Origin of the sequence: Prosthecomicrobium pneumaticum, assembly GCF_014199915.1 — a bacterium.
GTDB lineage: Bacteria > Pseudomonadota > Alphaproteobacteria > Rhizobiales > Kaistiaceae > Prosthecomicrobium > Prosthecomicrobium pneumaticum.
The window spans coordinates 43,252-54,717 of the sequence record NZ_JACHOO010000011.1 but is presented as its reverse complement, the minus strand read 5'-3'; the positions used below and the strand labels follow the sequence as shown (position 1 = coordinate 54,717).

At 70.1% G+C, this 11,466-nt stretch carries 8 protein-coding genes; 5 read left to right on the top strand and 3 right to left on the bottom strand.

The window, feature by feature from the left end; genetic code table 11:
• Nucleotides 1-163: 163 nt before the first annotated feature.
• Entirely contained in the window at nucleotides 164-2,671 is a 2,508-nt protein-coding gene (ligD, locus tag GGQ63_RS19880; protein WP_183858365.1) for a DNA ligase D, read from the bottom strand.
• 1 nt (nucleotide 2,672) lies between these two features.
• The gene (gene ku, locus GGQ63_RS19875; protein WP_183858364.1) at nucleotides 2,673-3,650 is read right to left on the bottom strand and encodes a non-homologous end joining protein Ku; all 978 of its coding nucleotides are present in this window, start codon (nucleotides 3,648-3,650) and stop codon (nucleotides 2,673-2,675) included.
• Between the two features lie 198 nt (nucleotides 3,651-3,848).
• Between ku and GGQ63_RS19870 the strand changes: the two genes are divergently transcribed.
• The 5 genes from GGQ63_RS19870 (at nucleotide 3,849) to GGQ63_RS19850 (ending at nucleotide 10,947) form a co-directional block, all read left to right on the top strand.
• Nucleotides 3,849-5,819 carry a hybrid sensor histidine kinase/response regulator gene (locus GGQ63_RS19870; protein ID WP_183858363.1) on the top strand — a complete coding sequence of 657 codons (1,971 nt, stop codon included), beginning with the start codon at nucleotides 3,849-3,851 and terminating at the stop codon, nucleotides 5,817-5,819.
• Between the two features lie 40 nt (nucleotides 5,820-5,859).
• A complete protein-coding gene (locus GGQ63_RS19865) occupies nucleotides 5,860-6,132 on the top strand; it encodes a hypothetical protein (protein ID WP_183858362.1) in 273 nt (90 codons plus the stop codon).
• A complete protein-coding gene (locus tag GGQ63_RS19860) occupies nucleotides 6,132-7,943 on the top strand; it encodes an alpha-amylase family glycosyl hydrolase (protein ID WP_183858361.1) in 1,812 nt (603 codons plus the stop codon). The genes GGQ63_RS19865 and GGQ63_RS19860 overlap by 1 nt, the downstream gene beginning before the upstream one ends.
• A 79-nt stretch (nucleotides 7,944-8,022) precedes the next feature.
• Nucleotides 8,023-10,542: a membrane-bound PQQ-dependent dehydrogenase, glucose/quinate/shikimate family gene (locus GGQ63_RS19855; RefSeq protein ID WP_183858360.1), complete on the top strand. Its 2,520-nt coding sequence runs from the start codon at nucleotides 8,023-8,025 to the stop codon at nucleotides 10,540-10,542.
• 153 nt (nucleotides 10,543-10,695) lie between these two features.
• The gene (locus tag GGQ63_RS19850) at nucleotides 10,696-10,947 is read left to right on the top strand and encodes a hypothetical protein (RefSeq protein WP_183858359.1); all 252 of its coding nucleotides are present in this window, start codon (nucleotides 10,696-10,698) and stop codon (nucleotides 10,945-10,947) included.
• Here GGQ63_RS19850 and GGQ63_RS19845 read toward each other — a convergent pair.
• Nucleotides 10,876-11,454, bottom strand: coding sequence for a sigma-70 family RNA polymerase sigma factor (locus GGQ63_RS19845; protein ID WP_343061231.1), 579 nt, complete (start codon nucleotides 11,452-11,454; stop codon nucleotides 10,876-10,878). The genes GGQ63_RS19850 and GGQ63_RS19845 overlap by 72 nt on opposite strands.
• Nucleotides 11,455-11,466: the final 12 nt, after the last annotated feature.

Below are 11,466 nucleotides of genomic sequence, written 5' to 3'. Positions count from 1 at the left end.
TTCGCGGGGGATGGCGGCTGTGGGGTGGCGGCGGCCCTCCGGCCGCCCGGCGTCACGATTATGGACCCCGGCACGGAGGCCGGGGTGACGGGTGTTCGGAGACGAGTGGGCGCTCTGCGTCCTCGCACGTGCCTTAGCGCCTCCCTGCACCCGTCATCCGCCTTTACCCCATTTTCCTCCGCCCTCCGCCCGTCTCCGGCAGGGGCGCCGCGGCCTTGCGGATATCGGCCCAGGGGTCGGTGGTGAGGCGGGCGAGGCGGGTCGGGGCGGTCGCGACGGTGAAGTAGTTGGCGGCCGGCACGCTCGCCAGCTCGTCCCAGCCGATCGGCATCGAGACGGCGGCGCCGGGGCGGGCGCGCGTCGAATAGGGCGCCACCGCCGTGGCGCCGCGGCCGTTGCGCAGATAGTCGACGAGGATCTTGCCCTTCCGCTTCGACTTGGTGATCGTCGCGACATAGCGCTCGGGATCGTCGCCCGCCATCGCCTCGGCGATCGCCTTGGTGAACGCCTTCGCCTCGTCCCAGCCGGCCTGCGGCTTCAAGGGCGCGACGACGTGCAGGCCCTTGCCGCCGGAGGTCTTCAGGAAGGCGGCGAGCCCGGCCGCTTCCAGCCGCTGGCGCGCCTCCTCCGCCGCCGCGACGACCGCGTCCCAGCTCACCCCCTCGCCGGGATCGAGATCGAGGATGATGGTGTCGGGCTGTTCGAGGGTTCCGAGCCGCGCCCCCCAGGGATGAATCTCGAGCGCGCCGCCCTGGACGAGGCCGATCAGCCCGTCGAGATCCTCGATGACGATCAGCTTTTCGTCGTCGGCCGGATCCGCGACGAGCCTGATCGACCGGCTCATGCCCTTCCAGCCGTGCTTCTGGAAGAAACAGGCCTCGACGATCCCGCCGGGACAGCGCAGCAGGGCGAGCGGCCGGTCGACGACATAGGGCGCCATCCGGCGCCAGACCTCGCTGTAATAATCGGCGAGCCCCTCTTTGGTGACGCCGTCCTCGGGCCAGTAGACGCGGTCGGGATGCGTGAGCTTCACTCTCGGCCTTGCGGGCGCGGGGGCCGGGTCGGCGGAGGGCGCGCCGGTCTCGCGCACCACCTCCTCGGCCGGCTTGTCTTCCCGCAAGCCCCGGAAAGCGGCGTGGCGGATGTTGTCGTCCGCAGTCCAGGCGCGGAATTCGACCTCCGCGACGAGCCTCGGCTCGACATAGCGCACCTGCCGGGCGGCCTCGGCGGTGAGCTTCCCCGCGAAGGGCGAATGGTCGCGGCGGATCGCCTCGAGCCGGCGGAAGAGATCCTCCGCCACCGAGGCGCTATAGCCGGTGCCGACCCGGCCGGCATGGAGAAGCCGTCCGTCCTCGTAATAGCCGAGCACGAGCGAGCCGATCGCCTTGTCGGACGTCGTCGAGGGCACATAGCCGCCGATCACGAACTCCTGCCGGTAGGAACATTTCGACTTGATCCAGTCCTTGGTGCGGCCGGAGCGATAGGGACCATCGGCGCGCTTCGATACGATGCCTTCGAGGCTCAGCCGGCAGGCATGTGTCCGCACCACATCGCCGTCGGCCTCGAAATGCTCGCTGAAGCGGAGCGTCCCGCCATCGGGGATCAGCGCCCTGAGCGCGTCCTTGCGGGTGCGGAGCGGCACCGCGGTGAGGTCGAAGCCGTCGCAATAGGGCATGTCGAAGACGTAGAAGACGAAGCGGTCGGCTCGGCCTTCGGAGAGATCGGCTTGCAGGGCGGAGAAATCCGAGGCGCCCGCGGCGCTCTCGACGACGAGCTCGCCGTCGATCAGCGCGGTCTCGACGGGCAGGGCGGCGAGCGCGGCGGGGACGGCCTTGCCGAACCGCTTCGTCCAGTCGAGGCCGCTCCGCGTCAGGAGCCGCACCGCGCCCTTCTCGATCCGCGCCTGCAGCCGGTAGCCGTCGAATTTGATCTCGTGCAGCCAGCTTTTGCCCTTCGGCGCCTTGGTGCCGAGCGTGGCGAGGGCCGGCCGCAGGAAGTCCGGCAGTTTCCCCTTCTTCGCCCCCTTCAGCTTCGCCGGGTCGAACGGGCTCGTCTCCTTCGCCGGCGGGTCGATCCGGCCGGTCTTCGACGACCAGCCGGGCGCCTCGTCCTCGACCTCGGCGATCACCCGGCCGGTCTTCACCGATTCCGGCCGATCCTCGATGAGGACATCGCCATGGCCGGGCTGCGCATAGGCGTCGTCGCCCTTGATGAGCAGCCAGTTCTCCTTCTTCTCGCGCGGCTTGTGGGCCATCCGCACGAGATGCCAGCGGCCCTTCAGCTTCTCGCCGTCGAGCTCGAAGTCGAGATGCCCCTTGGCATAGCCCTTCGCGGCGTCGCCGATCGGCGTCCAGCGACCCCGATCCCACAGGATCACCGTGCCGCCGCCATACTCGCCGGCCGGAATGGTGCCCTCGAAGCCGCCATATTCGAGCGGATGGTCCTCGACATGCACGGCGAGCCGCTTCTCGGCCGGATCGAGACTCGGCCCGCGGGTCACCGCCCAGCTCTTCAGGACGCCGTCCATCTCGAGCCGGAAGTCGTAATGGAGCCGCGTCGCATCGTGCTTCTGGACGACGAAGCTGTCACCCTTCGCCTCCTGCGGCTCGGCGCCCGAGGGCTCCGCCGTTTTCGCGAAGTTCCGCTTGCGGCGATAGGTGTCGAGCGCCATCTCAGCCCGCCTTCCGGGCCGGCGCGGCCTTGGTCTGCGCCCGCGGAGCCGCGCGGCGGCTCGGCGCCTTGGCGGTCTTCTTCGTCTTCGCGCCGGCGGCGGTCTTTCCCGAGCCGTCCGCGCTCTTCCCCGCCTTCCCGGTCCCCCGCTTCGCCGTCCCCGCCTTGCTGGGCGCCCGCTTCGCCTTCGGCGCCGGCTCCTCGGTCGGGCTGCCCGCGCTCCGCCGCAAGGCCTCCATCAGGTCGACCACCTTCGAGGCCGGAGCCGGCTTCGGCCGCTCGATCCTGCGGCCCTCGATCTTCGCCTTCACCATCTCGGCGAGCGCCGCCTCGTAGCGGTCCTCGAAGGCGCTCGGGTCGAACCGGCCGCTCTTCGTCTTGATGATGTGCCGCGCGAGGTCGAGCATCTCGCCTTCGACCCGCATGGGGGGGATGTCGGCGAAGGCCTCCGCCGCGGAGCGGACCTCGTAGTCGAAGTTGAGCGTCGTTGCGACGAGGCCGTCGCCATCCGCCCGCACGAAGAGGGTCCGCGCCCGGCGGAACAGCACTGCATGGGCGAGCGCCGCGGCGCCCTTTTTGCGCAGTCCCTCGCGGATCACGGCGAAGGATTCCGCCGCCGCGGCGCTCGACGGCGCGAGATAATAGGGCTTGTCGAAATAGACGGTGTCGACGGCGCCGCAGGGCAGGAAGGCGGAGACCGACAGCGTCTTGTCGCTCTCCGGCACTGCGGCGGCGAGCTCGTCGGGCTCGAGCACGACATAGTCGTCGGCACCCACCTCGTAGCCCTTCACCTGTTCCTCGTTCTCGACGGGATCGCCGGTCTCCTCGTCGACGAAGCGGCGGCGCACCCGATGGCCGGTGTCGCGGTTGATGGTGTGGAAGGCGATCCGGTCCGATGTCGAGGCGGCGGTGTAGAGCGCGACCGGGCATGTGAGTTCCGCGATCTTCAGGAAGCCCTTCCAGTTCGCCCGCGGCGCCATGATTTCTCCTCCCGACGGAGACCTCTCCTCGACGGAGCGGATTCAACGACCGGCCGCAACAGCCGTTCCGTTCCGCCTCCAGCGGCGCCGATGGGGTGGAACGTTGTTACCCCGCCTCCGTTCTGCCAGCGCCAGGCCCAGGAAGACCGGCTATGCTCCCTCGCCCGGAGCGACGTCTTCCGCACCGAGGGAGTCGCGATGAAGCACGTCGAGCGTTTCCGCGCATCGACGGCCGAGGAAAGCCGTTATCGACTGCTCGTCGATGCCGTCACCGATTACGCCATCTACATGCTCGACCCCGAGGGTGTCGTGTCGAGCTGGAACGCCGGCGCCGAACGGATCAAGGGTTATCGCGAGCACGAGATCGTCGGACAGCATTTTTCGCAGTTCTACACCGAGGAGGACCGGACGGCCGGCCGGCCCGCGCTGACCTTGCGGACCGCCACCGAGGCCGGCCGCTTCGCCGGCGAGGGCTGGCGGGTGCGCAAGGACGGCAGCCGCTTCTGGGCCTCTGTCGTCGTCGACCCGATCCTCGATCCGGCGGGCCGGCTGATCGGCTTCGCCAAGATCACCCGCGACCTCAGTGAGCGGCGTCACGCCGATGCGGCGCTGCGGGCGAGCGAGGAGCGTTTCCGCCTGCTCGTCCAGAGCGTCACCGACTATGCGATCTTCATGCTCGACGCCGAAGGACGGGTGACGAACTGGAATTCGGGCGCCGAACGCATCAAGGGCTATACGCCCGAGGATATCGTCGGCCGCCACTTCTCCTGCTTCTATACGCCGGAAGACCGCGCGCGCGGCGCGGCCGATGCGGCGCTCGCCGCCGCGGCGCGCGAGGGGCGCTTCGAGAAGGAAGGCTGGCGTATGCGCAAGGACGGCAGCCGCTTCTGGGCCCATGTCGTGATCGACCGCATTCTCTCCGAGGACGGCACGCTGATCGGCTTCGCCAAGGTGACGCGCGATATCACCGAGCGGCGCGAAAGCCAGCGGGCGCTCGAGAAGGCCCGCGAGGCCTTCTTCCAGGCGCAGAAGATGGAGGCGATCGGCCAGCTCACGGGCGGCGTCGCGCACGACTTCAACAACCTGCTCACCGCTATCCTCGGCAGCCTCGATCTGCTGCGCAAACGCCTGCCCGAGGAGCCGCGCACCAGCCGGCTGCTCGACAATGCGATCCTCGCCGCGCAGCGCGGTGCCTCGCTCACCCAGCGCATGCTCGCCTTCGCGCGCCGGCAGGATCTGGCCCCGGAGCCGGTCGACGTGCCGCTCCTGGTGCGCGGCATGACCGGGCTGCTGGAGCGCACGCTCGGTCCGAACGTCGCGATCGAGACGCGCTTTCCGCTCGGCCTCGGCGCGGCCGAGGCGGACGCCAACCAGCTCGAGCTCGCCCTCCTCAACCTTGCCGTCAATGCGCGCGATGCGATGCCGCAGGGGGGAACGATCATCATCGCCGCCCGGCAGGTCGCTGTCCGCGAGCCCGTTCACGCCACCGGGCTGCCGGAAGGCGACTATATGTGCCTCTCGGTCGCCGACACCGGCGAGGGCATGGACGAGGCGACTCTCGCCCGCGCGGCCGAACCCTTCTTCACGACGAAAGGCGTCGGCAAGGGCACGGGACTCGGCCTCTCGATGGTGCACGGCATGGCCGAGCAGTCCGGCGGCCGGCTGATCCTGAAGAGCCGCAGAGGGGAGGGGACGACCGCGGAAATCTGGCTGCCGCTCGCCGCTGCCCCGCGACCGGCCGGCACGGCGCCTGCGAGCGAGGCCGAGGCCGAGCCGAGCCTCGGCCATCTCGCCGTGCTGGCGGTCGACGACGATGCGATCGTGCTCGCCAATACGGCGGCCCTCCTCGAAGACCTCGGCTGCACCGTGCATCAGGCCGCCTCCGGGGCGGAGGCGCTCGCGGTCCTCGAAGCCGGCACGCCGGTCGATCTCGTGATCACCGACCAGGCTATGCCGCGCATGACGGGCATGGAACTCGCCGCCGTCCTGCGCACGCGCTGGCCGGCCCTGCCGATCGTGCTCGCCACCGGCTATGCCGACCTTCCGGCCGGCGAACTGCGCCTGCCGCGCCTGCCGAAACCGTTCTCGCAGCAGGATCTCGCCCGCATGGTCCGCGAGGTGGCGGCGCAGCCCCCGGGCAGCGGAACGGAGCCTCCGGCGGTACGTTAGGGCCATCGAACGAATGGCCCCTGGCGTGAGGAGGCGACCGATGGCGAGCGCGAGCCGGACCACCGACCACGATATGATCCGCAAATGGGTCGAGGCCCGCGACGGCCGGCCCGCCCGCGTCAAGGGGCGCGGCGAGGGCGGCATTCTGCGGATCGACTTCGGGGAACCCGAAGAGTCGCTCGAGCCGCTGTCCTGGGAGGAGTTCTTCACCGTCTTCGACGAGAACGAACTCGCCTTCCTGCACCAGGACGAGACCGCCGACGGCAAGACGAGCCGCTTCAACAAGTTCGTCGACCGCGCCGAAGGCCACTGATGCGCAAACCGGATGAGAACGCCGCGATGGCGCCCGGCGTGCCGGACCGCGGCGCAGCGCCGCTGTTCGGCCCCCGGCCGACAGCGCAGGGCACCGCCTTTCGCCTGTGGGCGCCCGATCTTTCCGCCCTCGTGATTCATATCGAAGGGCGCGGGCGGACCGAGATGGTGGCGGCCGGCGAGGGCTTCTTCGAGGCTTCCCTTGAGAATGTCGGGCCGGGCGCCCGCTACCGCTTCGAGAGCGGGGCGCTCGTCTTCCCGGATCCCGCGGCACGTTCCCAGGCGGAGGACGCCGACGGCTGGAGCCTCGTCGTTGCGCCTCTGCCGCCCGGCCGCCTCACCGCCCTGCGCCCCTTTCGCGAGGCCGTGATCGCCGAGGTGCATGTCGGCGCCGCGACCGCGGAAGGCACCTTCGCCGCGCTCACCGAGCGTCTGCCGCATTATGCCGAGGCGGGCTATACGGCGATCGAGCTGATGCCGATCAACGAGTTCGAAGGGCGCTTCAACTGGGGCTATGACGGCGTCCTGCTTTTCGCGCCCGACCGATCCTACGGCACGCCGCAGGAGCTGCGCGCCCTTGTCGACCGCGCGCATGCGCTCGGCCTCGCGGTCATCGTCGACCTCGTCTACAACCATTTCGGCACGGCGGCGAACTTCCTGCCGAGTTATGCGAGTGCCTTCTTCGGCGCCGAGACGCCCTGGGGCCGCGGTTTCGCCTTCGATCATCCGATCGTCGCCCGTTTCTTCCACGAGAACGTCGCGATGTGGCTGCGCGATTACGACATGGACGGCGCGCGCTTCGACGCCGTGCACGAACTCGGCTCGGGCGCCGTGCAGGAGGCGTTCGTGCGCTCTCTGACGGCCGCCGCCCGGTCCGTGAAGCCGGATGCATGGATGATCGCGGAGAATTCGTGGAACGTCGCCACCCAGCTGGAGCACGGCGCCGATGGCCGGCCGCGGATCTTCGATGCGCAGTGGAACGAGGACTTCCAGCATGTGCTGCAGCATCTCCTCGCCGGCGAGACCGAGGGCTTCGTCTGCGGCTATGTCGAGGATCCGGTCGGCAAGCTCGACCGGACGCTGCGCGAGGGCTTCATCTATCAGGGGGAGGTGCACCCGCATGACGGCCGGCATCGCGGCGAGCCCTCCGGCCATCTGCCGCCGACCGCCTTCGTCAACTTCACCCAGAACCATGATCAGGTCGGCAACCGGCCGCGCTCGGATCGGATGGCGGCCTATCTCGACGATGCCCGGCTCGATTTCAGCCGGGCGCTCACCATGCTTGCGCCGCAGATCCCGCTCTTCCTTATGGGCGAGGAGGCGAACGACGATACGCCCTTCCATTTCTTCAGCGACGCCCCCGCGCATATGCGCGACGCGGTTCGCAAGGGCCGCACCGAGCAGGTGATCGGGGCATACGCCCTCGCCGAGCCCCCCGACCTGCCGGATGCCTGGGCGCCGGAGACCCTCGATGCCGCCCGCGTCGGCCGCGGGCGCTGGGAGGCTGCGGCGATCGAGCGTTTCCGGGCGCTCGCCGATCTCCGCGCGCGGCTGATCGTCCCCCTGCTCGCCACCCCCTATCGGGGCGCCGGGAGCGCGCGCTCCGGCGACGCACTGCTCGTCCGTTGGCATTTCGAGGGTGGAACGCTTGCGATCGCGGTCAACCCGACCGGGGCGCCGCAAGCCGTCTCGGCGCCAGTTCCTGCCGGCGCGGCGGTGTGCGGGACCGCGGATCCCGGCGCGGGCGGAACGCGGCTCGGCCCCTTCGCGCTGGCGGTGTGGGCGGAGGAGGGGACGGCGATGCGCGGCTAGGCGCCGCGGGAACCCCTCGGGCCGGCCGCGGTTTGGCCCTCGAAGGCCGGCTCGCCGGCGCAGCCGAGGGGCTCTCTCCATGGATACGACCCATCGCCGGCCGGTGCTGATCGCCACCGCACTGATCGTCGGCCTGATCGCCCTCGCTCTCCTCGTCGGCGGCGTCTGGCTGGTCGGGCTCGGCGGCTCCTGGTACTATGCGCTCGCCGGTCTCGCCCTCGCGGCGACCGCCTTCCTGCTCTGGCAGGGCCATCCCGCGGCCCTCTGGGTCTACGCCCTCACCGTCCTTGCGACCCTCTTGTGGTCGCTGTGGGAGGTCGGCTTCGACTGGTGGCCGCTCGCTCCGCGCGGCGATCTCCTCTTTCTGATCGGCCTCTTCCTGCTGACGCCCTGGGTCGCGCGGGCGCTGCGTCCTCGCGGCGGCGTGCCGGATGTCCGGGGCGGCCGGATCGCGCTCGGGGTCGTGCTCGTCCTCTCGCTCGCCGCCGGCACCGTGGGCATTTTCCGCGATCCAACCCGGATCGAAGGCGCGGCGCCGGGCGTGCGGGCCGAGATCGCCCCGGACGCCGGCGGCGTGCCGCCGGGCGAATGGCACGCCTATGGCCGCACCGGCCATGGCGACCGCTATGCGCCGCTCGATCAGATCACGCCGCAAAACGTCGCGCAGCTCGAGGTCGCCTGGACGTTCCGCACCGGTGATGTGCGCGGCCAGCCGGGCGATCCGGTCGAGACGACGTTCCAGGTCACGCCGCTGAAGGTCGGCGACCGGCTCTATCTCTGCACGCCGCACCAGCTCGTCATCGCGCTCGACGCCACCACCGGTCGCGAAGTGTGGCGCTACGATCCGCGCATCCGCGACCAGCTGGCGCTGCAGCACCTGACCTGCCGCGGCCTTTCCTACTATGCAGGCGGAGCCGCGGACGCCGCGTCCTCCGCCGCAGTGCCCGCGCCTCCCGGCGCCGAAACGTCCGAGGCGGCCGCCCCCGTGCCGCCGGCCGATGTCGGGGCCGCGGCGCCCGCCGAGAACCCCGTGCCCGACCTGCCGGTCGCCGCCGAGGACGGACCGACCGCGCCCGCCTGCCCGTCCAAGCTCTTCATGCCGACGGCGGACGGACGGGTCATTGCGCTCGATCCGCAGAGTGGCCGCGTCTGCGCCGATTTCGGCGGCGGCACCGGCCAGATCAATCTCTGGGTCAACATGCCGAATGTCGATCCCGGCGCCTATTACTCGACCTCGCCGGTGGTCGTCGCGCGGGGGATGATCATCGTCGGCGGCACCGTGCTCGACAATGTCTCGACCTCCGAGGCCTCCGGCGTCATCCGCGCCTTCGACATCGCCACCGGCCGGCTGGTCTGGAACTGGGATTCCGGCAATCCGCAGGATACCGCGCCGCTCGCCCCCGGCGGTCATTACACGCCGAACTCCCCCAACAGCTGGTCGATCTCGAGCGTCGACGAGGCGCTCGGCATGGTCTATGTGCCGCTCGGCAACCAGCCGCCGGATCAGTGGGGCGGCAATCGCTCCGAAGCCGTCGAGACCTATTCCTCCGCCGTCGTCGCGCTCGACATCGCGACGGGCCGCGTGCGCTGGCACTTCCAGACCGTGCATCACGACCTCTGGGACTACGACGTGCCCGCGCAGCCGAGCCTCGTCGACCTGACGGTGAACGGCGAACGCGTGCCGGCGCTCGTCCAGCCGACCAAGCAGGGCGAGCTCTTCGTGCTCGACCGGCGCACCGGCGCGCCGCTCCTGCCGGTTCAGGAACTCCCCGCCCCGCAGGGCGCGGCGGAGGGCGACCACACCGCGCCGACCCAGCCGAAATCGGCGCTCTCCTACGATCCGCCGCCGCTCTCGGGGCGCGATATGTGGGGCATGACGATGCTCGACCAGCTCGCCTGCCGGATCCGGTTCCACCAGTTGCGCTATGAGGGCCGCTTCACACCGCCCTCGACCGGCGGAACGCTCGTCTATCCGGGCAATTTCGGTGTCTTCAACTGGGGTGGCGTCGCCGTCGATCCGGAGCGGGAGGTCGTCTTCACGACGCCGACCTATCTCGCCTTCGTCTCGCGGCTCGTTCCGCGCGGCGACGACACGACGCTCTATGTCCAGGGCGACAACCGGCCGGAAGGCAGCCTGCCGGCGCTCAACGAGAATTTCGGCGCGCCCTTCGCGGTCCAGCTCAGCGCCTTCCTGTCGCCGCTCGGCCTGCCCTGCCAGCAGCCGCCCTGGGGCTTCGTCTCGGCAGCGGACCTGACCACCGGCGCGGTGCTCTGGAAGCACAGGAACGGCACGGTGCGCGATCTCGCGCCGGTGCCGCTCCCCTTCGCGATGGGTGTCCCCAATCTCGGCGGGCCGATCGTCACGAAGGGCGGCGTCGCCTTCCTCTCGGGCACGCTCGATTATTACGTCCGCGGCTATGACGTGACGACCGGTGCGGAGATCTGGAAGGCGCGGCTGCCGGCCGGCGGCCAGGCGACGCCGATGAGCTATCAGGGGGCGGACGGACGGCAGTATCTCGTCGTCGTCGCCGGCGGACACGGCTCGCTCGGCACGAAGGCGGGCGACTATGTCATCGCCTATGCACTTCCGGCTCCGTGAAAACGGTCGCATCTCCGTCCCGTCTGCCGTCGCGGCAGCGGGGCGGGAAGCGAAGGGGCGCGACGGACGGCGCCTGCGAATCGCTGCGCTTGCCGAAAGGCGGCGGCCGTCCCATAAGCTTTGAGGAGAGGAACCGGGAGCTTGAGAACACCGATGGCGAGCGCCGCCCTACCGTCTGCCGATGAGGGGCAGGATGCCGCCGACGATGAAGCGCTCGACGCGGGGCTCGCATCGCTTCTGGCCGCGATCGAGGCCGAGCCGGTTCCCGACCGGCTTCTCGGCCTCGCGGTGCGGCTGCAGGAAGCGCTCAAGCGTCGACGCGCCCTCGATGGTTCAGCGGCGCTTCTCGACCAGGATTCCGTCGGCAACGATGCGGGCGGTGGGCTCGATCAGAGCGCGAGGTGAGTCCTCGCCGAGATGCTCGAGCAGGTGGGCGCGGCCGCGGTTGAGCCGGCTCTTCACCGTGCCGATCGCGCAGCCGCAGATCGCCGCTGCCTCCTCATAGCTGACGCCGAGCACGCCGATCAGAACGAGCACCTCGCGGTAATGCGGCGGCAGGCGGTCGATCGCCTCCTTCAGTTCCTGGCCGCGCAGGCTCCATTCCTGCGTCGCCTCGGAGACCGGCATGGCGGAGACGCAATCGGCGAGGCCGGGCGCCTCGCGCTTGCTGATCTTGATCCGGGTGTAGAATGTGTTCCGCATGATCGTGAACAGCCAGGATTTCATCCGTGTGCCCGGCTCGAACTTGTCGATATGGGCGATGCCTTTGGTGAGCGTTTCCTGAACCAGATCGTCGGCGTCGGACGGGTCGCGGCAGAAGGACCGCGCAAAGGCGCGCAGCGCGGGGATAAGGTCGACGATCGTCTCGGCCTCGCGGCTCTGACGACCATCCCTCGAGTGGTGCGGCTGCACGGACTGCACCCC

Bases quoted from the DNA above. Each gene is read 5' to 3' on its own strand.
- ligD (WP_183858365.1), bottom strand. From the start codon at position 2,671: ATGGCGCTCGACACCTATCGCCGCAAGCGGAACTTCGCGAAAACGGCG.
- ku (WP_183858364.1), bottom strand. From the start codon at position 3,650: ATGGCGCCGCGGGCGAACTGGAAGGGCTTCCTGAAGATCGCGGAACTC.
- GGQ63_RS19870 (WP_183858363.1), top strand. From the start codon at position 3,849: ATGAAGCACGTCGAGCGTTTCCGCGCATCGACGGCCGAGGAAAGCCGT.
- GGQ63_RS19865 (WP_183858362.1), top strand. From the start codon at position 5,860: ATGGCGAGCGCGAGCCGGACCACCGACCACGATATGATCCGCAAATGG.
- GGQ63_RS19860 (WP_183858361.1), top strand. From the start codon at position 6,132: ATGCGCAAACCGGATGAGAACGCCGCGATGGCGCCCGGCGTGCCGGAC.
- GGQ63_RS19855 (WP_183858360.1), top strand. From the start codon at position 8,023: ATGGATACGACCCATCGCCGGCCGGTGCTGATCGCCACCGCACTGATC.
- GGQ63_RS19850 (WP_183858359.1), top strand. From the start codon at position 10,696: ATGGCGAGCGCCGCCCTACCGTCTGCCGATGAGGGGCAGGATGCCGCC.